The sequence below is a fragment of the Agromyces tropicus genome (assembly GCF_039531345.1).
In the GTDB taxonomy this organism is placed as follows: Bacteria; Actinomycetota; Actinomycetes; order Actinomycetales; family Microbacteriaceae; genus Agromyces; species Agromyces tropicus.
This window is the reverse complement of record NZ_BAAAPW010000004.1, coordinates 45,156-65,723: the sequence shown is the minus strand read 5'-3', so window position 1 is coordinate 65,723 and position 20,568 is coordinate 45,156. Positions and strand designations below refer to the sequence as shown.

23 protein-coding genes are annotated in these 20,568 nt (G+C 73.5%); 15 read left to right on the top strand and 8 right to left on the bottom strand.

Annotated elements, in window-relative coordinates:
- Positions 1-14 precede the first annotated feature (14 nt).
- From ABD230_RS12745 to ABD230_RS12725, 5 genes are all read left to right on the top strand, one after another.
- Positions 15-536 (top strand): MaoC family dehydratase, encoded by a 522-nt coding sequence (locus ABD230_RS12745; RefSeq protein ID WP_344374665.1) that lies wholly within the window; start codon positions 15-17, stop codon positions 534-536.
- Positions 533-1,387, top strand: a complete 855-nt coding sequence (locus ABD230_RS12740; RefSeq protein WP_344374662.1) for an HpcH/HpaI aldolase/citrate lyase family protein — start codon at positions 533-535, stop codon at positions 1,385-1,387. The genes ABD230_RS12745 and ABD230_RS12740 overlap by 4 nt, the downstream gene beginning before the upstream one ends.
- Positions 1,384-2,160, top strand: coding sequence for an electron transfer flavoprotein subunit beta/FixA family protein (locus ABD230_RS12735; RefSeq protein ID WP_344374659.1), 777 nt, complete (start codon positions 1,384-1,386; stop codon positions 2,158-2,160). Before ABD230_RS12740 ends, ABD230_RS12735 begins: the two co-directional genes overlap by 4 nt.
- A gap of 10 nt (positions 2,161-2,170) precedes the next feature.
- Positions 2,171-3,157 (top strand): electron transfer flavoprotein subunit alpha/FixB family protein, encoded by a 987-nt coding sequence (locus tag ABD230_RS12730; protein WP_344374655.1) that lies wholly within the window; start codon positions 2,171-2,173, stop codon positions 3,155-3,157.
- A 576-nt stretch (positions 3,158-3,733) separates the two neighbouring features.
- Positions 3,734-4,822 carry a cytochrome b/b6 domain-containing protein gene (locus ABD230_RS12725; protein WP_344374651.1) on the top strand — a complete coding sequence of 363 codons (1,089 nt, stop codon included), beginning with the start codon at positions 3,734-3,736 and terminating at the stop codon, positions 4,820-4,822.
- 53 nt (positions 4,823-4,875) lie between these two features.
- Here ABD230_RS12725 and ABD230_RS12720 read toward each other — a convergent pair whose 3' ends face one another.
- The 3 genes from ABD230_RS12720 to ABD230_RS12710 are packed head-to-tail and all read right to left on the bottom strand — an operon-like array spanning position 4,876 to position 7,442.
- Positions 4,876-5,673: an ABC transporter permease subunit gene (locus ABD230_RS12720; protein ID WP_344374648.1), complete on the bottom strand. Its 798-nt coding sequence runs from the start codon at positions 5,671-5,673 to the stop codon at positions 4,876-4,878.
- Complete coding sequence (locus ABD230_RS12715) at positions 5,670-6,647, bottom strand: ABC transporter ATP-binding protein (protein ID WP_344374646.1); 978 nt, start codon at positions 6,645-6,647, stop codon at positions 5,670-5,672. Before ABD230_RS12715 ends, ABD230_RS12720 begins: the two co-directional genes overlap by 4 nt.
- 42 nt (positions 6,648-6,689) lie before the next feature.
- On the bottom strand, positions 6,690-7,442 hold the full coding sequence (locus ABD230_RS12710) for a TetR/AcrR family transcriptional regulator (protein ID WP_344374644.1): 753 nt from the start codon (positions 7,440-7,442) through the stop codon (positions 6,690-6,692).
- 165 nt (positions 7,443-7,607) lie between these two features.
- Here ABD230_RS12710 and ABD230_RS12705 point away from each other — a divergent pair, with 165 nt between their 5' ends.
- The 3 genes from ABD230_RS12705 to ABD230_RS12695 are packed head-to-tail and all read left to right on the top strand — an operon-like array spanning position 7,608 to position 10,822.
- Entirely contained in the window at positions 7,608-8,750 is a 1,143-nt protein-coding gene (locus ABD230_RS12705) for an aldo/keto reductase (RefSeq protein ID WP_344374642.1), read from the top strand.
- Between the two features lie 56 nt (positions 8,751-8,806).
- Positions 8,807-10,192, top strand: coding sequence for a M16 family metallopeptidase (locus ABD230_RS12700; RefSeq protein ID WP_344374639.1), 1,386 nt, complete (start codon positions 8,807-8,809; stop codon positions 10,190-10,192).
- Positions 10,193-10,216: 24 nt separating this feature from the next.
- Entirely contained in the window at positions 10,217-10,822 is a 606-nt protein-coding gene (locus ABD230_RS12695; protein WP_344374637.1) for a histidine phosphatase family protein, read from the top strand.
- Positions 10,823-10,854: 32 nt separating this feature from the next.
- Here ABD230_RS12695 and ABD230_RS12690 read toward each other — a convergent pair whose 3' ends face one another.
- A complete protein-coding gene (locus tag ABD230_RS12690) occupies positions 10,855-11,355 on the bottom strand; it encodes a GNAT family N-acetyltransferase (RefSeq protein ID WP_344374634.1) in 501 nt (166 codons plus the stop codon).
- Between the two features lie 59 nt (positions 11,356-11,414).
- On the opposite strand from ABD230_RS12690, the gene dapB reads away from it, so the two are divergent.
- Positions 11,415-12,164 (top strand): 4-hydroxy-tetrahydrodipicolinate reductase, encoded by a 750-nt coding sequence (dapB, locus tag ABD230_RS12685; RefSeq protein ID WP_344374630.1) that lies wholly within the window; start codon positions 11,415-11,417, stop codon positions 12,162-12,164.
- Positions 12,161-12,604, top strand: a complete 444-nt coding sequence (locus tag ABD230_RS12680; protein WP_344374627.1) for a hypothetical protein — start codon at positions 12,161-12,163, stop codon at positions 12,602-12,604. The genes dapB and ABD230_RS12680 overlap by 4 nt, the downstream gene beginning before the upstream one ends.
- Here ABD230_RS12680 and ABD230_RS12675 read toward each other — a convergent pair.
- The 4 genes from ABD230_RS12675 to ABD230_RS12660 form a co-directional block, all read right to left on the bottom strand.
- The gene (locus ABD230_RS12675; protein ID WP_344374625.1) at positions 12,576-13,481 is read right to left on the bottom strand and encodes a TIGR01777 family oxidoreductase; all 906 of its coding nucleotides are present in this window, start codon (positions 13,479-13,481) and stop codon (positions 12,576-12,578) included. The genes ABD230_RS12680 and ABD230_RS12675 overlap by 29 nt on opposite strands.
- 2 nt (positions 13,482-13,483) lie before the next feature.
- The gene (locus ABD230_RS12670) at positions 13,484-13,909 is read right to left on the bottom strand and encodes an OsmC family peroxiredoxin (RefSeq protein WP_344374622.1); all 426 of its coding nucleotides are present in this window, start codon (positions 13,907-13,909) and stop codon (positions 13,484-13,486) included.
- Positions 13,910-13,997: 88 nt separating this feature from the next.
- Positions 13,998-14,510 (bottom strand): DUF4395 domain-containing protein, encoded by a 513-nt coding sequence (locus ABD230_RS12665; protein WP_425546230.1) that lies wholly within the window; start codon positions 14,508-14,510, stop codon positions 13,998-14,000.
- Complete coding sequence (locus ABD230_RS12660) at positions 14,491-14,970, bottom strand: thioredoxin family protein (RefSeq protein WP_344374619.1); 480 nt, start codon at positions 14,968-14,970, stop codon at positions 14,491-14,493. Before ABD230_RS12660 ends, ABD230_RS12665 begins: the two co-directional genes overlap by 20 nt.
- Positions 14,971-15,084: 114 nt before the next feature.
- Here ABD230_RS12660 and ABD230_RS12655 point away from each other — a divergent pair, with 114 nt between their 5' ends.
- From ABD230_RS12655 to ABD230_RS12635, 5 genes are all read left to right on the top strand, one after another.
- On the top strand, positions 15,085-15,894 hold the full coding sequence (locus ABD230_RS12655) for a thymidylate synthase (protein WP_344374616.1): 810 nt from the start codon (positions 15,085-15,087) through the stop codon (positions 15,892-15,894).
- Positions 15,891-16,418 (top strand): dihydrofolate reductase, encoded by a 528-nt coding sequence (locus ABD230_RS12650; protein WP_344374613.1) that lies wholly within the window; start codon positions 15,891-15,893, stop codon positions 16,416-16,418. The genes ABD230_RS12655 and ABD230_RS12650 overlap by 4 nt, the downstream gene beginning before the upstream one ends.
- Before the next feature lie 231 nt (positions 16,419-16,649).
- The gene (locus tag ABD230_RS12645) at positions 16,650-17,519 is read left to right on the top strand and encodes a DUF559 domain-containing protein (RefSeq protein WP_344374609.1); all 870 of its coding nucleotides are present in this window, start codon (positions 16,650-16,652) and stop codon (positions 17,517-17,519) included.
- Positions 17,520-17,709: 190 nt separating this feature from the next.
- Positions 17,710-18,684, top strand: a complete 975-nt coding sequence (gene dapA / locus ABD230_RS12640) for a 4-hydroxy-tetrahydrodipicolinate synthase (protein WP_344374607.1) — start codon at positions 17,710-17,712, stop codon at positions 18,682-18,684.
- Between the two features lie 110 nt (positions 18,685-18,794).
- Positions 18,795-20,471, top strand: a complete 1,677-nt coding sequence (locus tag ABD230_RS12635) for a ribonuclease J (RefSeq protein ID WP_344374604.1) — start codon at positions 18,795-18,797, stop codon at positions 20,469-20,471.
- Positions 20,472-20,568 lie beyond the last annotated feature (97 nt).

Here is a 20,568-nt window from a genome sequence, read left to right as displayed (position 1 = left end):
GAGGAGGGAGCGTCATGACGGATGCCGAGATGCGCGAGGTCGTCCAGCGCGGGCTCTGGTTCGAGGAGTTCGAGGAGGGCGTGCGCTACCTGCACCGTCCCGGTCGCACCGTGACGGAGGCCGACAACGTCCTGTTCACGACGCTCACCATGAACCCGCAGCCGCTGCACCTCGACGCCGCGTGGTCGGCCGGCCAGCCGTTCGGCCGCATCCTCGTGAACTCGCTCTTCACGCTGTCGACGCTCGTCGGCCAGTCGGTGGGGCAGCTCACGCAGGGCACGCTCGTCGCGAACCTCGGGTTCGGCGCGGTCGCGTTCCCGAATCCGGTGTTCGTGGGCGACACCCTCTACGGTGAGAGCGTGGTCGAGTCGAAGCGGTTGTCGTCGTCGCGCCCCGGCGAGGGCATCGTGGTGCTCGCGCACACCGCGCGCAACCAGGATGGTGCCGTGGTCGCCACGGCGTCGCGCACCATGCTCGTCTGGACCCGCGACGCCGGCGAGCACCGCTCGACGGGGAACGGCGAGGTGAGCGGATGACGCACCCGCCCTTCCCGTTCGGTCCCGCGCTGCTGTTCTGCCCGGCGGATCGGCCCGACCGGTACGCCAAGGCGGCGGAGCGTGCCGACGCGGTGATCCTCGACCTCGAGGATGCCGTGGCCGACTCCGCGAAGTCGGCGGCGCGCGAGTCGCTCGTGGCGAACCCGATCGATCCCGCGCGGGTCATCGTGCGGGTCAACCCGGCGTCCACCCCGCACCTCGCCGACGACCTCGCCGCGGTGCGGCGCACCGGCTACCGCACGCTCATGCTCGCCAAGTGCGAGGGCACGGCCGACCTCGTGACGCTCGAGGACTTCGACGTGATCGCGCTGTGCGAGACCGCACGGGGCGTGCTCGCCGCGCCCGACATCGCGTCCGTCCCGATCGTCTCCGCACTCATGTGGGGCGCGGAGGACCTCGTCGCCTCGCTCGGCGGCGACTCGAGCCGCCACGCCGACGGGCGCTACCGCGACGTCGCGCGACACGCCAGGTCCCAGGTGCTGCTCGCGGCCGGCGCGCACGGCGTGGCGGCGATCGATGCGGTCCACCTCGACCTCGCCGACGCGGACGGCCTCCGCGCGGAGGCCGAGGACGCGACCGCACTCGGATTCGCCGCCACGGCGTGCGTGCACCCGGCTCAGGTGGAGGTCGTGCGGGCGGCGTACGCGCCGAGCGACGAGCGGCTGGAATGGGCGCAGGCGCTGCTGGCCGAGGCGGCCGTGCGCGAGCGCGACGGCGTCTTCGCCTTCCGGGGGCAGATGGTCGACGCACCGCTCCTGCACCAGGCCGAGGCGGTCGTGCGGCGGGCTCGTTCCCGGGGCGGCATCGATGGAAGGACAGGAGCCCGATGAAGATCATCGTCCTCGTGAAGGAGGTCCCCGACACGTACGGGGAACGCAAGCTCGACCTCGAGACGGGGCTCGCCGACCGCGCCGCGAGCGAGGCGGTGCTCGACGAGATCGGCGAGCGGGCGCTCGAGGTGGCGCTCGCCCACGCCGACGCGCACGCCGACACCGAGGTCGTGGTCATGTCGATGGCCCCCGAGAGCGCCGCGACGACCATCCGGAAGGGACTGGCGATGGGCGCCGGATCGGCCGTGCACATCGCCGACCCGGGCCTGGCCGCGGCGGACCTCGGGCTCACCGCGCGCACCCTGGCGGCCGCCATCCAACGCACCGGGTTCGACCTGGTCATCACCGGCAACCTCTCGACCGACGGCAGCGGCGGCGTGATGCCGGCGATGCTCGCGGAACTGCTGGAGGTGCCGAACGCGACGGCGCTCACGTCCGTCGAGATCGCCGACGACGCGGTCTCGGGGACGCGCGGCGTCGACGGGGGCACGATGCGCGTGCGCGCGCCGCTTCCGGCGGTCGTCTCGATCACCGAGGCGCTCCCGGACGCCCGCTTCCCGAACTTCAAGGGCATCATGGCCGCGAAGAAGAAGCCGTTCGAGACGCTCAGCGCCGCCGACCTGGGCATCGAGCCCGAGGATCTCTCCGTGCCCGTGTCGATCATGACCGCCGTCGCCGAGAAGCCGCCCCGCACCGCGGGGACCAAGATCACGGACGAGGGCGACGGCGGCACCCGGATCGCGGAGTTCCTGATCGAGAACCGACTGGTCTGAGAGGACGATGATGACCGACCATCCCGCCGACGCGATCCTCGTCGTGCTCGAGACGACGCCGGCCGGCGAGCTCGCGTCCAGTGCCGCCGGCCTCCTCGCGGCCGCCTCCGGGATCGGCACTCCCGTCGGCCTCGCCGTCACCGCGCCGGGCGCGTCGCAGGCGGTCGCCGAGCGGGCGGCCGCGCTCGGGGCCGAACGTGTGCTCGCCGTCGAGACGACCGCGACGCAGTCCGAGCTCACGGTCCCGCAGGTCGACGCACTCGCCGCGGCCGCGGCGCTCCTGGCCCCGCACGCCGTGCTCGTCTCGAACTCGATCGAGGGGCGCGACATCGCGGGTCGCTTCGCCGCCCGCACGGGTGCACCGATCGCCGTCGACGCGATCGGCGTCTCGCGCGACGACGAAGGCGTCCTCGCCCACCACTCCGTGTACGGGGCCGCGTACACCGCCGACTCCGCGGCGACGTTCGGACCCCTCGTCGTCACCGTCCGCCAGGGCGCCGTCGACGCGCGCGCCGACGCACGACCCGTCGCGCTCGAGGCGCTCGAGGTGACGGCCTCGGGCGCGGCGTCGGCGGCGATCGAGTCCGTCGAGGCGGTGGCCGAGACCTCCAGTCGCCCCGAGCTGCGGGGCGCCAAGCGGGTCGTCTCGGGCGGTCGCGGCCTCGGCTCGGCCGAGCAGTTCGCCCTCGTCGAGGAGCTCGCCGACGCGCTCGGCGCGGCCGTGGGCGCGTCGCGCGCGGCGGTCGACGCCGGCTACGTGCCCGCGAGTCACCAGGTCGGCCAGACGGGTGTCGCGGTCTCGCCGCAGCTGTACATCGCGCTCGGCATCTCGGGCGCGATCCAGCACCGTGCCGGAATGCAGACGGCCAAGAACATCGTCGCCGTCAACAAGGATCCCGACGCGCCCATCTTCGATGTCGCGGACTTCGGCGTCGTCGGCGACGTCTTCACCGTGGTCCCGCAGCTGATCAGCGCCCTCGCCGAGCGGAGCCGGTGACCCGTGGCCGCTGCAGGGAGCCTGCGCAGGGGACTGCCTCGCCGGCGCGGCGGCGAGCCCTGGCCGCCTGCCGGCCTCACGCCCGGCGACCGGGTCGCCGAGGTCGACGTGCCCGGTTCGACCGCGACGATCGCCGCGCCACGGGACGCACCGGCGCCGCCGACGGCGACCCACGTCCCGACCGCGGCGCCCGCGGAAGCGTCGCCGGTGGTCGCCGGCGCCGAGACCGTCGCCGGTGGTCGCCGGCTCCGAAGCGGGCTTCCACGTGTTCGCGGCGGCCGGGCCTGGCCCGAGACCGACGCGGCCGCCGGTGCTGCGACGGAGGCCGCAGCCGCGGCACCGTCGCCGACGCCGCCACCGGTGGCACCGCTCGCAGCCACGCCACCCGCCACCGTCGAGCCCGTCGCCGAGCCGGCCGTTCCATCGTCACCGTCAGCGCGAGCCGATGTCCCCGCCTCGGCGGCGACGATCGCGCTGCGCCGTGGGCTGCCTCGGGTCGCGGGGGGAGACCCGTGGCCGACGACGTCGGTCGCAGCGATCCCGGAACGGCCTGCGCCGGTCGCGGACGCCGCGCCGGTGGCGGCCTCCGCGGCGCCCGTCGAGTCGGTCGGCGCTCCACCGGCGGTGCCGACCCCCTCCGCGGCGGCCGCCGGAGGGCCCGCTTCGGCGACGGCGCCCGCGTCGTCGACCGAGTCCGCCGAGCCCGCGGCCACCGTCTCGGCGCCGTCGTCGAGGCCCCCCTCGGAGTCGGGTCTCGCGCGGTACCGACCGCTGACCCTGCGGCAGTGGGTCGGGGCATCCGTCGTCGGCGTCCTCGCGATCATCGGCGCCGCGACCATCGTCGTCCAGCTCACGAGGTGGTTCCTCGGGCTGGAGGCCATGCAGGACTTCCTCGCGACCTACCCCGGCGAGACCCCACTGCCCGAGGGCGCGCCCGTCGGGCTCCCGGCGTGGCTCGGCTGGCAGCACTTCTTCAACGTCTTCCTCATCGTGCTGATCATCCGCTCCGGGCTGCAGGTGCGCACCGAGCGGCGCCCTCCCGCGTACTGGACGCCGCGCTGGTCGAGGGGCGGCCAGGGCAGGATCAGCCTCACCCTGTGGTTCCACCAGTCGCTCGACGTGCTGTGGCTCGTGAACGGCGTCGTCTTCGTCGTGCTCCTGTTCGCGACCGGCCAATGGATGCGCGTCGTGCCGATCAGCTGGGAGATCATCCCCAACGCGGTGTCGGCCGCCCTGCAGTACCTCTCGCTCGACTGGCCGCTCGAGGACGGCTGGGTCAACTACAACAGCCTCCAGGTGCTCGCGTACTTCGCGACGATCTTCATCGCCGCGCCGCTCGCCGCGATCACCGGGGTGCGGATGTCGGGCCTGTGGCCGAAGGGCGCCACGAGGCTGAACCGGGTCTACCCGGTGGAATGGGCCCGTGCCGTGCACTTCCCGGTCATGCTGTACTTCGTCGGGTTCATCGTCGTGCACATCGCGCTCGTCCTCCTGACGGGGGCACTGCGCAACCTCAACCACATGTACGCGGCGCAGGACGCCGACGGCTGGCTGGGATTCTGGATCTTCGTCGCGTCGCTCGTCGTCATCGCGGGAGCGTGGATCGCCGCGCGTCCGACCGTGCTGGCCCCGATCGCGGGGGTGCTGGGCAGGGTCGGCCGATAGCCACGGGCGGAGCCGGTCGTCTCATGAGGACGACCGGCTCCGCCCGGGTCCGGTCAGACCGCGAGGTCGCGGCGGCGGAACACGAGCCAGCCGAGCACGAGCAGCACGGCGATCACGGCGAGGTTCAGCCAGATCGCCGGGCTCCAGCCGTCCAGCAACGGCTGGTCGCCGTAGGCCCAGCTGTAGGGCGACCAGTCGTGCAGCCACCGCAGGTCCTCGCTCTGGTTGCCGACGGCGTTCAGGGCGTACGCCGCCACGGCGACGCCCGTACCCGCGCCGAGCGCCCACGATCGACGCCCGGTCATCGCGCCGACCGCGATCGATGCGCCGGCGGCGAGGGCGATGAGCCCGAAGTACGCCACGCTGATCGCGACGAGCGGGCCGACCTCGATCCCGAGCTCGGACGGCTCGTTCAGCCCCAGCACGACGAGTGCGCTGAGCACCACCAGCCAGAGGAGCTTGACGAATACGGCGGCGGCCCGCTCCGCGAGCAGCTGGCCGCGGATGACCCCGTGCGCGAGCACGAGCTCGAGCTGGCCGTTCTCCTCGTCGTTCGCGATCGCGCCCGTGCCCCACCCGACGGCTGCGATCGTACCGAGCGCGAAGCCGATCAGGCCGTAGAACGTCGCCTGCGCGTAGCCGGCGCCCGTCGCGATCTGGTCGTAGTCCAGCGCCCGGATCAGCTCGGGCGGGAGGGAGTCGAGCAGCGCCTGCATCTCGCCCGCCCCGCCGAAGGACGGGTACAGCGGCAGGTAGAGCATGAGCGCGGCGGCGAGGCCGATCGACCAGCCGAGCAGGCCGCGCCAGCCGTCGAGGATCGAGCGCCGGAAGAGGGGGAGCGGGCGGTTCATCGCACGACCTCCGGCTCGTCCGCGGCGGGTTCGGCGTCGGCGCCCGCGGAGACGTCGGTGCCGTAGTAGGCGAGCACCATCTCCTCCAGGTCGGGCTCCTCGATCGTGAGGTCCACGAGGTCGAGCCTCGCGACCGCCTTCACGAACGCATCGACGTGCGTGTCGAGCGTCGCCGACAGCGCTGCCGTCCCGGCGCCGTTCGTCGTGGCGGCGACGCCCTGCACGCCGGGGAGCGCGTCGAGGACGGCGCGCGCCGCGGCGGCATCCGCTTCGGCCACGACGACCTTGACGTGCCGGACCGCGTTCTCGCGGAGCGCGGCGACCGTCGACCGCTCCACGATGCGACCCTGCTTGAGGATCGCGATCTCGTGCGCGGTCTGCTGGACCTCGCTCAGCACGTGCGAGCTGAGGAACACGGTCTGGCCGGCCGCCCTCGCCTCGTGCAGCATCGCGTGGAACTCCTGCTGGACGAGCGGGTCGAGCCCGCTCGTCGGCTCGTCGAGCACGAGCAGTTCCGGCTCGTGCATGAATGCCTGGATGAGCCCGATCTTCTGCTTGTTGCCCTTGGACAGGCTGCGCACGGGCCGGCCGAGGTCGACGCCGAGCCGGTCGGCGAGGTCGTCGACCGCGCCCTTCCGCACGGGCCCTGAGATCTCGGCGTAGTGCGCGAGGAACTCGCGCCCCTTCACGCGCGTGCCGAGGTGGAGCTCGCCGGGCAGGTAGCCGATGCGCCGGCGCAGCGCCGCCCCGCCGTCGCGCGGCGAGCGCCCGAGCACCGAGAGCTCGCCCGCCGTGGGCCGGATGATGTCGAGCAGCAGCCGCATCGTGGTGGTCTTGCCCGCCCCGTTCGGCCCGATCATGCCGAACACGCTGCCGCGCGGGATGTCGAGGTCGAGCCCGTGCAGGGCGGTGGTCGCACCGTAGCGCTTGGTGAGGCCGCGCGCGCTGACGGCGGCCCCGATGTCGGTGGTCATGTGGATCCTCTCGTCGGTCGATGGGTGGGATGCCGCGGCGCGTCAGTCGCGCGCGGGATCCCCGACCGGCGGGTCCGGGTCCTGGACGGGGTTGCCCGGCCCCTTGTCGGATCGCACCCGGGGTGCCGGGTCGGCGCGACGGGGCTCGGGCGCATGGGTCTCGGAGGCGGCGTCGAGCGCCTCGCGCGCGGCGTCGAGCAGGCGCGCGTCGGCGTAGAGGCCGTGCGTGTAGAACTCGAGCGTGGGCAGCGTCATCCGCCGCACGGCGGCGGCCGAGTCGATGGGCGTGCCGAGCACGCGCGCGAACTGGGAGCGGAGGAGGAGCGGCGCGAGTCCGTACGACGTGATGAGCACGGCGCGGAGTTCCGGATCGCTGGAGTCGCGCATGCTGCCGTCGGCGACGCCGCGCTCCAGCATCGCCCGGGTCTCGTCGAGCAGCAGGTCGAACAGGCGCGCGCCGCCCGGGGTGTCGTCGGCGAGCATGACGGCGAGGTAGTCGATCGACGTGCGGAACCGGCCGGGGTCGTCCAGCCACTCCCTGATGGTCGCCGCGACCGCGGGCTGGTCGAGGCGGTCCTTCTCGCCCATGAGCTCGCGGACGAGCCAGTCGTCGCACGCCTGCCGCAGTGCCTCCTTCGAACCGAAGTGGTGCACGACGAGCGCGGCGCTGACGCCGGCGTCGGCGGCGATCTCGCGGAGCGTGGTGTCGGCGTAGCCGTGCGCGCCGAAGCGGGCCACGGCGGCGTCGCGGATGCGGGCCGCGGTCGTGGCGTCCTCGGGGCGCGTTGAACGCATGTTCAGGATACTAAACGCGCGTTCAATGACTCCGCAAGGCCCATCGGCCGCCTGTCCCGTGTCACCTGGTGTTCACCAACGATTGGGTAACGCTTCCCCGTCATGTTCAACCGACCCGTTCGTTCCTGACATAACCTCGGAGCCAATCCTGGGGAGGAGGATCGCGTGGCACGACGACACGCACTGCGGGGGGCACGACGCGCGGACGGCGCGGCGGCCGTGATCGACGCGCCGGAGGGCACCGGGTCGGAGCCGCGGCGAGCTACCGAGTCGAGTGAGCCGTCCGAGGCGGAGACGCACGACACGACCGAGCCGGCCTTCGGCGCAGGAGCGCCGCAGGCGAGCGACGCCGAGGTCTCGACCAACGCGGTCTCCGGGCCGATCACGGTGCCTCGGCGCGAACGGATCGGCGAGACCGGCATGGAGGTCCACCCGCTCGCGCTCGGCGCGAACACGTTCGGACGGATGCTCGGCGCCGACGGCAGCGCCGAGGTCCTCGACCGCTTCGCCGCCCTCGGCGGCAGCCTCCTGGACACGGGCGACGGCGACGCGGCGGCCCGCAGCGAGGAGATCATCGGCGCCTGGATGCGCAGCCGCGGCACCCGGGACCGGGTGCGGCTGATCGCCAGGATCGGCCGGCGACCCGATCACGCCGGGCTCGCCCCCGAGGCCATCGTCCGCGCCGTCGACGACGCGCTCGCCCGGCTGGGCACCGACCGGATCGACCTCCTGTGCTTCCACGGCGACGACGCGGAGGTCCCGCTCGAGGAGAGCCTCGGCGCCGTCGACGCGCTCGTCGCCTCCGGCAAGGTCCTCGCCGTGGGGGCGTCGGACCTCGGGCCCGAGCGGCTCATCGAGGCGCGCGTGCTGGCCGCGAACGGACTGCCGCGGTTCCAGGCGCTCACCACGCGGTACAACCTCATGGAGCGGCGCGGCTTCGAGGGCGCCACCGAGCTCGTCGCCCACGCGCAGGCGCTGCCCGTGCTGGCGTCCTTCGCGCTCGCCGACGGGTTCCTCGGAGGCGCCGTCCGTCGTCGGGTCGACGTCCGCCGCGACGCGCGGGGCGATCGCCAGGCACGGCACCTCGGACGTCGCGGGCTCCGCGTGCTCCGGGCGCTCGACGAGGTCGCCGCCGCGCACGGCACGGTCCCCGCAGCCGTCGCGATCGCGTGGCTGCTCGCCCGGCCGACCGTCGTCGCCCCGGTCGCGAGCGTCAGCCGTCCCGACCAGGTCGACGCCCTGCTCGCGGCCGCGTCGCTGGAACTGCACCGTTCCGAGATGGTCGAGCTCGATCGCGCGTCCGCCTGAGGACGCCCGTCCGCGCGCCGGGACCGACCCCGGGCCGGGTGGCTTAGGCTGGACGGGTGAACGGCGCCGTCGACCTCCAGCTCGGTGAGCCCGAACTCACCTTCCACGCCGCCGGTGACACGCTCGTCCGCCGTTCCGTGCTCCCCTCCGGCATCCGAGTGCTCACCGAGCAGGTGCCGGGCAGCCGCAGCGCGACCATCGGATTCTGGGTCGCCGTCGGCTCGCGCGACGAGCATCCCGCCGAGAGCGGCCACCCCGCGACCTTCGGCTCGACGCACTTCCTGGAGCACCTCCTGTTCAAGGGCACCGAGACCCGGAGCGCCCTCGACATCGCGGTCGCGTTCGACGCGGTCGGCGGCGAGCACAACGCCGTCACCGCGAAGGAGTACACCTGCTACTACGCGAAGGTGCAGGATCGCGACCTCCCCATGGCCGTCGAGGTGCTCGCCGACATGTTCACCTCCTCGGTGCTCGATCCCGAGGACTTCGAGAGCGAGCGCGGCGTCATCCTCGAGGAGCTCGCGATGGCCGGCGACGACCCGGCGGATGTCGCGAACGAGCGGTTCTTCGAAGCCGTGCTCGGCTCGCACCCGCTCGCGCGCCCGATCGGCGGCGACCCCGACACGATCCGCGCCGCGACGCGCGACGGCGTGCGCGAGCACTACCGCCAGAGCTATCGGGCGCGCGACCTCGTCGTGACGGCCGCCGGCGCCGTCGACCACGACGAGCTCGTCGCGGGGCTCACCGCGGCGCTCGCCGCCGCGGGCTGGGACCTCGACGAGGCCGCCGACCCGGTCGAGCGCCGGTCCACGGAGCTGTCGCTCCTCGACGGACGCGCGCCACTGACGGTCGTGGAGCGTCCGGGCGAGCAGGCGCACCTCGTCATGGGGGTTCCCGGCCTCGTCGCCACCGATGAGCGTCGCGCCGCGCTGAGCGTGCTCAACACCGTGTTCGGTGCGGGTATGTCGTCGCGGCTGTTCCAGCAGATCCGCGAGCGGCGGGGGCTCGCGTACGCGGTGTACTCGTTCGCGCCCGGCTACTCCGACGCCGGCGTGTTCGGGATGTACGCCGGCTGCGCACCGAAGAACGCGGCGACCGTCGCCGCGCTCATGCGCACCGAGCTCGAGCGGCTCGCCCACCACGGCGTGACCGACGACGAGCTCAGCCGCGCGATCGGCTACCTCGGCGGCGCCTCGGCGCTCGCGCTCGAGGACTCCGACACGCGGATGTCGCGACTCGGCCGCGCCGAGCTCGCACTGGGGGAATTCGCCGACCTCGACGAGGCGCTGCGCCGCGTCGGACGCGTCACCGCCGACGACGTCCGGGCGCTCGCCGCGGAACTGGCCGGACGGCCGTTCTCGCTCGTCGCGGTCGGCCCGGTCGGCGACCGGGCCTTCCGGTCCGTCGTCGACCAGCCCGAAGCCCGACCCGACGTCGCATAGCGACGTCCGACCACAGGACCCGACGTGCCCCACCACCTCTACCTCGTCCGTCACGGCGAGCAGCTCGACGCCGAACACGGCCTGCCCGACGGCCCGCTGTCGCCGCGCGGCCGCCGCCAGGCCGAGCTGCTCGCCGAGCGTCTCGGCGGCATCCCGTTCGACGCGGCCTACCACTCGCCGCTCGAGCGCGCCGCCGAGACCGCCGAGATCATCGCCGCGAAGCTGCCCGCGCTGAAACCGGAGCCCTCCGCCCTCCTGTTCGACTGCGTGCCGTCCGGTCCCGCCGACGAGACGCCCGCCGCGTACGCGCCGTTCTTCGGCTCGTTCACCGAACTCGACTTCGAGGCCGGTCGGGCGCAGATGGCCGACGCGAACGCGGAGTTCCTCCGGTCCCACCGGGAGGACCGGCACGACCTCCTCATCACGCACAACTTCGTGATCGGCTGGTTCGTCCGCGAGGTGCTCGGGGCGCCCGAGTGGCGGTGGGCGACCATCAACCAGGCCAACTGCGGCCTGACGGTGCTCACCCAGCGCGCGCCGGGACGACCGTGGTCGCTCGTCGTCCACAACGACCTCGCCCACCTGCCGCCCGAGCTGCGGACGGGACTGCCCGAGCCCTACGCGCTCTGAGCGCCGCGCGGCCCGGCGGCCGACGGCCCCCCTCAGCCCGCGGCGGGCTCGGCGGGTGCGACGCGCTTGCCGTACCAGTTCGTCGCGTTGGGGTTCTCGTTGTACGGCTCGATCCCGACGTACCCGGTCGCTGCGTACAGCCCGCCCGCGGCCTCGAGGCTCGCGTTCGTGTCGAGCACCAGCTCGCCGGCGCCGAAGTCGACGGCGCGCCGCTCGAGTTCGCCCAGCAGGGCCCGTCCGCCGCCGCGTCCGCGGGCGGCCGGTGCGAGCCAGAGGTGCTTCACCTCGTAGCGCACGGTGCCGTCGGCCGCGGCCGGGATCCGGCGCACGCCCCCGCACCCGACCGCCGCCCCGGACTCGTCCTCCACGACGAGGAAGACGCCCGCCGGCGGCGTGAACTGCGCGGCATCCGGCCAGGTCGGCCGATACGCGCCCTGCTCCGGCGGGAAGCCCGCCGCGCGCTCGGCGAAGTAGTCCCCGAGCAGCCGATGTGCGTCGGGATCGGTCACGGCGGCGTCGCGGAAGCGGAGCATGCGCCCAGCCTACGACCGGGCGCGGATCCCGCCCGCGCCCGGTTGCTAGGGTGAACGTCGTGACGATCACGGTGGCGGTCGCGGGCGCGACGGGGAAGATGGGGCGCCTCGCGACCCGACTGATCGACGAGGCGGAGGACCTCGAGCTCCATGCCGGACTCGACTCGTCCTCGAGCCTCGACGAGCTCGCGGGCGCCGACGTCGTCCTCGACGTGACCCATCCGGCCGCGAGCGGGGCGATCGTCGACGCGGCCATCGCCGCGGGTGCCGCGGTCGTCGTCGGCACGTCCGGCTGGTCGCGCGAGCGCATCGCCGAGGTCGAGGTGCGCCTGCGCGAATCCGACTCCTCGCGCGGCATCCTCTTCGTCCCGAACTTCTCCGTCGGCAGCGTGCTCGGCTCGGCGTTCGCCGCATTCGCCGCGCGCCACTTCGACTCGATCGAGATCGTCGAGGCGCACCACGCCGGCAAGGTCGACTCGCCGTCCGGCACCGCGGTGCGCACCGCCGAGCTCATCGCCGCGTCGCGCGGCGAGATGGGTCCGGTCTCCGCCCCGCACGCCGACCAGCGGGCTCGCGGCCAACTCGTGTCGGGCGTGCCGATCCACAGCCTCCGCATGGACGGCATCCTCGCCGACCAGCGGGTCGTGCTCGGCGGCGCGGGGGAGACGCTGCAGGTGGTCCACACGACCATCGCCGCGAGCGCGTACGAATCGGGCATCCTGCTGGCGCTCCGTCGCGCATCCTCCGCCGAGGGCGTGACCGTCGGGCTCGACGCCCTGCTCGGGCTCGAGTTGCCCGACGCGCGATGAGCGGCGCGAAGCTCGCCGCCGCCGTCATGGCGGTGATCCTCGCGATCTACCTGGCGCTCGTCGGCTGGCGCGCCGTGCAGTTCGTCGCGACGGGCGAACCGGTCGCCGTCGCGATGGGCGTCGCGCTCATCGTGCTTCCCGTCATCGCCGCGTGGGCGATCTGGCGCGAGCTCGCGTTCGGCATCCGCTCGCAGCGGCTCGTGCGGCAGCTGGAATCGGAGGACGCGCTCGACCTCGGCCTCCCGCTGCGCGCGAGCGGGCGCCCGGAGCGCGCGGCCGCGGACGCCGCCTTCCCCGAGTTCCGGGCCGCCGTCGAGGCCGAGCCCGAGTCCTGGCGGGCCTGGCTCCGCCTCGGGCTCGCGTACGACGCCGCCGGCGATCGTCGCCGCGCCCGACGAGCCGTCCGGCGCGCTATCGAGCTGGAGCGGGCTCGGGGTTGAGCGTCGCGTCGAGCGCGGCCTCGACCGTCGGGTACCGGAACCGGTAGCCGTCGTCGATGAGCCGCTGCGGCCGGACCTTCTGGCTCGAGAGCAGCAGGTCGTCGGCCGCGCGCCCGAGGGCCGCCTCGAGGAGCCGCTCCGGCACGGGGATCGCGTACGGACGGTGCATGCGCTCGGCGAGCGCCCCCATGATCCGGTCGGCGGTCGCGGGCGTCGGCCCGACCAGGTTCACCGGTCCGGACACGTGCGACCCGAGCAGGTGCGCGATCGCCCCGACCTCGTCGTCGAGCGCGATCCACGGCCAGTGCTGCCCGCCCGTGCCGAGGCGTCCGGAGACGCCGAGCGAGGTCAGCAGCCGCAGCCGCTGCATGACGCCGCCGCGGCCGACCACGATGCCGGTGCGCAGCATCACCGTGCGGGTCTCGTGCGGCGCGAGCTGCGCGGCCGCCTCCCAGCGGCTGACGACGTCGGCGAGGAAGCCGTCACCCGCCGAGGAGTGCTCGGTGAGCAGTTCGCCCGGGCGATCGCCGTAGATGCCGACCGCCGACGCGCTGAGGAAGGCCTTCGGCGGCGTCCGTGCCTTGCGCATGGCGTCCGCCAGGGTGCGCGTCGCGTGGACGCGCGACTCCAGGATCTCGTCGCGGTAGCGACGCGTCCACGGCAACCGCTGCAGCGAGGCGCCGGACAGGTTCAGCACCGCGTCGACGCGGTCCATGACGGTGAAGTCGATGATGCCGGACCCCGGCGACCACGAGACCTCGTCGTCGTTCTGCGCCCGGCGGCGGACCAGTCGCAGGACCTCGTGGCCGTCGCCGGCCAGGCGATCCCGGACGGCGGAGCCGATGAAGCCGGAGGCGCCGGCGACGAGGACCCGCACCGCTACGCGAGCTCCGCCTCGATCGTGATCGTCGTGCCCGTCAGTGCCTTGGAGATCGGGCAGTTCTCCTTCGCGTCCTCGGCGAAGGCCTCGAACTCGGCCTCGGTGATGCCGGGCACGCGGGCGCTCACGAGCAGGTGGCTGCCGGTCACGCCCTCACCGGGCTGGAACGTCACGGCCGCCGTGGTCTGGATGCTCTCGGGCTCGTGCCCGGCGCTCGTGAGGATGTTCGACAGCGCCATCGAGAAGCACGCCGAGTGCGCCGCGCCCAGCAGTTCCTCCGGGTTGGTCGTGCCGGCCTCGCCCTCGGCGCGCGCCTTCCAGTTGACGGGGAACTCGGCGACCTTCGACGAGTCGAGGCGCGTGGTGCCCGAGCCCTCGAAGAGGCTTCCCGTCCAGACCGTGGTCGATTCGCTCGTCAGTGCCAATGGGTCCTCCTCCTCGAGCCGGGGTCCCAGCCTATCGACCGGATGCCGCGGGCGGCAGTCGCATCCCCAGCCGTGTCCCGGCGGCTGATCAGGCCGGGCGGATGACCCGGGCGCGGACGAGCAGCAGGTAGATGCGGCATCCGAGGCAGTACGCGAACGCCGCGTTGAGGAACGCCGCGACGAACGCGAACGCGGCCGCGACGGGCACCGCGGCGGCCACGCCGAGCAGTCCGAGCACGACGCCGGTGCCGCTCACGACCAGTCCGACCAGCTGGGCGAACGTCGGCGGACGCGGGTCCTCGAGCTCGGCGGGCGGCGCGAGGCGCGGGCGCACGAGCGCGCGGTAGATGGCGCCGAACGGATGCCGTGCGACGCCCGCGAACGCACCCCACGCGAACAGGATCGCCTGGGCTGCGAGCAGCACGAGCGCCGCGGTCGCGAGGCCGCCGACGCCGAGGAGCACCGTCACGAGCAGGATGACCGACGTGATCGCCGCCGAGAACCGCGGTCCGCGGGGGTCGATGCCGGCAGGCGGCGCGGTGGCGCCCCCGGGAGCGGGGCCCGTCGGCGCGGCGCCGGGGTCAGGCGTGGTGGGGGACACGGGACCTCCCGGTGATCGAGTCGATGACCTCCCGCACCTCGTCGAGGCGCGGGGCCCCGGCGATGCGCGCGACGGCGCGGCCGTCCGCACCGAGCACGAGCACGGTCGGGGTCTGGGTCACGCGGAACGCGTCCGCGAGCCCACGACGGTGGGTGAGGTCGACGTCGACGTGGCGGACGCCGTCGTACTCGTCGGCGAGGCCGCCGAGCGCCCGCGCGGTGGCGGGGCAGCGGCTGCAGAACTCGGTCGAGAACTGGACGAGCGTCGCGTCCGCGCCGAACGCGGCGGCGGGCAGCCCGAGCGCGTCCGCGTCGCGGACGGCCGCGGCATCCGTCGACGTCGTGGCGGCGGCCGACGCGACCCGCCGGACGCGGCCGTCGCGGGCGCGCCAGGCGAGGCCGAGGAGGAGCGCGACGGCGGGCAGGCCGAGGCCGACGACGAGGACCGGCGCGAGCTCCATGTCCGGCAGGCTACGACCGGGCGCACGCGGCGTCACGTCGTGTGACGCCGGGTGACGGGATGCCGTCGCGCGCGCCTGCCCGCGACGTCGTCGGGGCGGCGTAGCCTTGACGCCGTGGCCAGCGCGATCCCCACCCCGTACGAAGACCTCCTCCGCGACGTGCTCGAGCACGGCACGCCGAAGTCCGACCGGACCGGCACCGGGACGCGCAGCGTCTTCGGACGCCAGGTCCGGTTCGACCTCGCGCAGGGCTTCCCGCTCATCACGACGAAGCGCGTGCACTTCAAGTCCATCGCCTACGAGCTGCTGTGGTTCCTCCGCGGCGACTCGAACGTGCGGTGGCTCCAGGAGCGCGGCGTCACCATCTGGGACGAGTGGGCGGATGCCTCGGGCGAGCTCGGCCCCGTCTACGGCGTGCAGTGGCGCAGCTGGCCGATCCCGTCGGGCGGGCACGTCGACCAGATCGCGCAGGTGATCGAGCAGATCCGCACGAACCCCGATTCCCGCCGCCTCGTCGTCTCGGCGTGGAACCCGGCCGACATCCCCGACATGGCGCTCGCGCCCTGCCACGCGCTCTTCCAGTTCCACGTCGCCGACGGCCGACTCTCGTGCCAGCTCTACCAGCGCAGCGCCGACATGTTCCTCGGCGTGCCCTTCAACATCGCCTCCTACGCCCTGCTCACCCACCTCGTGGCGCAGCAGGCCGGGCTCGAGGTCGGCGACTTCGTCTGGACCGGCGGCGACTGCCACGTCTACGACAACCACGTCGAGCAGGTCGTGGAACAGCTCTCGCGCGAGCCGTTCCCGTACCCGGCGCTGCGCATCGCGCGCCGCCCGGACTCGATCGACGGCTACCGCTTCGAGGACTTCGAGGTCGTCGGCTACGAGCACCACCCGGCGATCCGCGCGGCCGTCGCCGTATGAGCGCGGAGCCGGACGTCGACGCCGTGCCCGGCATCGGACTCATCTGGGCCGAGGCGCACGGCGGCGTGATCGGCGCCGGCGGCGGCATGCCGTGGCACGTCCCCGAGGACCTCGCGCACTTCAAGCGCACGACCGACGGCGCCCCCGTCGTGATGGGCCGCCGCACGTGGGACTCGCTGCCGCCGCGGTTCCGGCCCCTGCCGGGACGGGCGAACATCGTGGTGACGCGGCAGGCCGGCTGGCAGGCCGACGGCGCCGTGCGCGCGGGCTCGGTCGATGAGGCGCTCGCCCTCGCGGCCTCCGACGCCGACGACCGGATCTGGGTCATCGGCGGCGCCGACCTCTTCGCGCACACGATCGGCCTCGCCGACCGCCTCGTCGTCACCGAACTCGACCTCGACGTCGCCGGCGACACCTACGCGCCCGACCGCACCGGCTGGCGCGTCGCCGCCGCGGAACCGGCCGACGGATGGCACGCCTCCCGCACCGGCATCCGCTACCGTTTCCTCACCCTGGCGCGCTGAGCCGGCCCCCCGTCGGCCCGCCCCGCCCCGCCCCGCTCCGCCCGGCTCCGCACAAGTCGGCGGAGATACGATCCACCACGCCGGCCGCGTGGCGGCCTCGACGGCGTGGCGGATCGTATATCCGCCGATCGGGACGCGCGAGTCATCCTCCACAACCGGCGGCCGGGGCCGCGTCGGAGCCTCGTCGGCGACCGGCCCGGGCGGCCGGCGGCGCCGAGGCACGATGGCGCGATGGCGGATGGCGTGGTCGGGCAGCTCTGCGCGGAGCTCGGGCAGGTCGCGCGACGCGCGGAACTCCGGGCGCGTGGTGCCGATGCCAGGACGATCCGGCGCGCCGTCGCCGTGGGCGAGGTCGTCCGGGTGCGACCAGGGGTCTTCGCCTGCCCGTCGCTTCCCGCTCCGGTGATGGCGGCCCTCCGCCACGGCGGGGTGCTGGGCTGCGTCTCCGTGGCACGGGCGCACGGCTTGTGGGTCCTTCCCCTGGACCACATCGTGCACGTCTCGCTTCCGCCGCACGGTCACGCGCGACCCCATGCCGGCTGTGCCTGCGTGCAGCACTGGAACGACCTCGGTCCGGCGCGCACCAGCGTCGACCTCGTCGATGCCCTCCTGCAGATCCGCACCTGCCTGGGTGACGACGCGTTCTTCGCGACGGTGGAGTCGGCGCTGCACCGCGGTGTGCTCACGCAGTCGGCCCGGGCGGACCTCCGTGTGCGGATCACCGAGTCGGCGAGATGGCTCGTCGACTTCGCGCGCACCGACGCGGCGAGCGGCCTCGAGTCGCTGCTTCGGGTTCGGCTGCATCGTCTCGGGATCGTGGCGCGTCCGCAGGTCGAGATTCCGGGCGTCGGCCGTGTGGATTTCGTCATCGGGGACCGACTCATCATCGAGGTCGACGGGCGAGCGGGCCACGACGAACGTCGGGACCGGCACAAGGACCGGGTCCGCGATGCCGTGGCGGCGGCTCACGGGTTCGACACGATCCGCTTCGACTACGACCTCGTCGTGCATCAGTGGGACCTGGTCGAGCAGGCGATCGTTGCGAAGCTCGGCCGTCGCCTCCACCTCGACGCGTGGGCCGAACGGCTCCGCATCGGTTGATCGCACCGAGGTTCCCGACCGCGCGCTGATGCTCCGAACGGCGGATATACGATCCGCCACGCCGCCGATCGGCACTCCACTTCGGCGCGCCGGGTCGTATATCCGCCGGAGAGGTTGTTCGGACCGCAGACGGAGGGGAGCGGGCGTCACGGGGCGGCCCCGCGGGGCGCGAGCCGATAGCCTGTAGGGCGTGAGTGCAGTCAATCCCTTCGGCCAGGTGCTCGTCGCGCTCGTCACGCCCATGACGGCGGACGGCGAAGTCGATTGGCCCGCCGTCGAGAAGCACATCGACGACGTCATCAGCGCCGGGGCCGACGGCATCGTCGTGACCGGGACCACGGGGGAGACCTCGACGCTCACCGACCCGGAGAAGATCCGGCTCGTCGAGGTCGGGAAAGACGTCGCGGCCGGCCGGGCCAAGATCATCACGGGCGGCGGCTCGAACGAGACCGCGCACGCGATCGAGCTGTACACGCACAGCGAGCGGGCCGGCGCCGACGGCATCATGATCGTCACGCCGTACTACAACAAGCCGACCCAGGCCGGCATCCTCACGCACTTTCGGCTCGTCGCGGATGCCACCGACCTGCCGGTCATCCTCTACGACATCCCCGGCCGCACGGGCGTGCCGATCAAGTACGAGACGATCCTGCGGCTCGCCAAGCACCCGAACATCCTCGCCATCAAGGACGCCAAGGGCGACTTCAGCGAGGTCAGCCGCGTGCTGAACCAGACCGACCTCATGTACTTCTCCGGCGACGACGCGAACGTGCTGCCGCACCTCTCGATCGGCGCCACGGGCCTCATCGGCGTGACCGCGAACATCGCGCCCGCGCCGTACCGCACCATCGTCGACGCGGTGAACCGCGGCGACCTGAAGGCCGCCACGGCCGAGCACATGCGCCTCGAGCCGCTCGTGCGCGCCGTCATGACGCACGTGCCCGGCACCGTCGCGGCGAAGTACATCCTGCACGGCCTGGGCCGCATCGGCAGCCCGCGCGTCCGACTGCCGCTCGTCGGGCCCGAGGAGTGGGAGGCCGCGCTCATCGAGGACGAGCTCGACCTCGTGCAGGGCGTGCCCGGCGCCGACTTCCGCAACTTCCGCCCCGACCGCAACGCCGCCGCCGGCGGCGCGCTGCCGAAGGTGGCCGGCACCACGCGCTGACCGCACGGCCGGGAGGTGCGCCGCCGAGCGCGGGCGCGAGCCCCGGCCCCCGAGACATCCGCGACCGCGAGGGTCGCACCGAACTGAACACCGGAACGTGAGGAGGGCCCATGCCCGACGACATCATCGACCCCGAGCCGCTCGAACCGGGCACGCTGCGGGTCATCCCCATCGGCGGCCTCGGCGAGGTCGGCCGCAACATGACGCTGTTCGAGATCGACGGCAAGCTGCTGATCGTCGACTGCGGCGTGCTCTTCCCCGAGGAGCACCAGCCGGGCGTCGACCTGATCCTGCCCGACTTCGGCTTCCTCAGGGACCGGCTCGACGACGTCGTGGCCGTCGTGCTCACGCACGGGCACGAAGACCACATCGGCGCCGTGCCGTACCTGCTGAAGCTGCGCGCCGACATCCCCCTCGTGGGATCGCAGCTGACCCTCGCGCTCGTCGAGGCGAAGCTCAAGGAGCACCGCATCGCGCCGTACACCCTCACGGTGAAGGAGGGGCAGCAGGAGCGACTCGGGCCGTTCGACCTCGAGTTCGTCGCGGTCAACCACTCCATCCCGGACGCGCTGGCCGTCGCCATCCGCACCGACGCCGGGACCGTCCTCGCCACGGGCGACTTCAAGATGGACCAGCTGCCGCTCGACGGCCGCCTGACCGACCTGCGCGAGTTCGCCCGCCTCGGCGAGCAGGGCGTCGACCTCTTCCTCGTGGACTCGACGAACGCCGACGTGCCGGGGTTCACGCCGCTGGAGCGCTCGATCGGTCCCGTGCTCGACGAGGTCATCGCGCGCTCGCCGCGGCGGGTCATCGTCGCGAGCTTCTCGAGCCACGTGCACCGCGTACAGCAGGTGCTGGACGCGGCGCACCAGAACGGCCGGCGCGTCGCGCTGCTCGGGCGCTCCATGGTGCGCAACATGACGATCGCGGCCGACCTCGGCTACCTCAACGTGCCCGAGGGCGTGCTCGTCGACTACAAGAAGGCCGGCGACATCCCCGACGACCGGATCGTCTACATGTCGACGGGGTCGCAGGGCGAGCCGATGGCGGTGCTCAGCCGCATGGCGAACCGGGACCACCAGATCGAGGTCGGCGAGGGCGACACGGTGATCCTCGCGTCGAGCCTGATCCCGGGCAACGAGAACGCGGTGTACCGCGTGATCGACGGGCTCACGAAGCTCGGCGCGAACGTCGTGCACAAGGGCAACGCGAAGGTGCACGTGTCGGGCCACGCCGCCGCCGGCGAACTGCTCTACTGCTACAACATCCTGCAGCCGCGCAACGTGCTGCCGGTGCACGGCGAGTACCGGCACCTGGTCGCGAACGCGCGCCTCGCGCGCGACACGGGCATCCCCGCGGACCGGACCTTCATCGCCGAGAACGGCACCGTGCTCGACCTGCGCGACGGCGAGGTGCGCGTGGCGGGCCAGCTCGACCTCGGCTTCGTCTACGTCGACGGCTCGACGGTCGGCGAGATCACGGACGCCGACCTCAAGGACCGCCGCATCCTCGGCGAGGAGGGCTTCATCTCGATCATCGTCGTGGTGGACGCCTCCACCGGCCGCGTCATCGTCGGCCCCGAGATCCACGCGCGCGGCTTCGCCGAGGACGACGCGGTGTTCGAGGACGTGAAGCCGAAGATCGTCGCCGCGCTGGCGGATGCCGCCCACCACGGCGTGCGCGACCCGCACGCGCTGCAGCAGACGGTGCGCCGCACCGTGGGCAGCTGGGTGAACCGCCGCCTGCGGCGCCGGCCGATGCTCGTGCCGCTCGTCATCGAGGCGTAGCACGGGCCCGCCGCGAGCGCGCGGCGGACGGGCGACGGATGCCGCGGCATCCGTCGCCCGAAACATCCCGGTAACAGCCGGCGCGTACCCTCCGTGC

Coding starts and splice junctions, on each gene's coding strand:
- ABD230_RS12730 (WP_344374655.1), top strand. CDS start 2,171: ATGACCGACCATCCCGCCGACGCGATCCTCGTCGTGCTCGAGACGACG.
- ABD230_RS12650 (WP_344374613.1), top strand. CDS start 15,891: ATGAGCGCGGAGCCGGACGTCGACGCCGTGCCCGGCATCGGACTCATC.
- ABD230_RS12660 (WP_344374619.1), bottom strand. CDS start 14,970: ATGGAGCTCGCGCCGGTCCTCGTCGTCGGCCTCGGCCTGCCCGCCGTC.
- ABD230_RS12720 (WP_344374648.1), bottom strand. CDS start 5,673: ATGAACCGCCCGCTCCCCCTCTTCCGGCGCTCGATCCTCGACGGCTGG.
- ABD230_RS12680 (WP_344374627.1), top strand. CDS start 12,161: ATGAGCGGCGCGAAGCTCGCCGCCGCCGTCATGGCGGTGATCCTCGCG.
- ABD230_RS12715 (WP_344374646.1), bottom strand. CDS start 6,647: ATGACCACCGACATCGGGGCCGCCGTCAGCGCGCGCGGCCTCACCAAG.
- ABD230_RS12710 (WP_344374644.1), bottom strand. CDS start 7,442: ATGCGTTCAACGCGCCCCGAGGACGCCACGACCGCGGCCCGCATCCGC.
- ABD230_RS12690 (WP_344374634.1), bottom strand. CDS start 11,355: ATGCTCCGCTTCCGCGACGCCGCCGTGACCGATCCCGACGCACATCGG.
- ABD230_RS12635 (WP_344374604.1), top strand. CDS start 18,795: ATGCCCGACGACATCATCGACCCCGAGCCGCTCGAACCGGGCACGCTG.
- ABD230_RS12645 (WP_344374609.1), top strand. CDS start 16,650: ATGGCGGATGGCGTGGTCGGGCAGCTCTGCGCGGAGCTCGGGCAGGTC.
- ABD230_RS12745 (WP_344374665.1), top strand. CDS start 15: ATGACGGATGCCGAGATGCGCGAGGTCGTCCAGCGCGGGCTCTGGTTC.
- ABD230_RS12735 (WP_344374659.1), top strand. CDS start 1,384: ATGAAGATCATCGTCCTCGTGAAGGAGGTCCCCGACACGTACGGGGAA.
- ABD230_RS12740 (WP_344374662.1), top strand. CDS start 533: ATGACGCACCCGCCCTTCCCGTTCGGTCCCGCGCTGCTGTTCTGCCCG.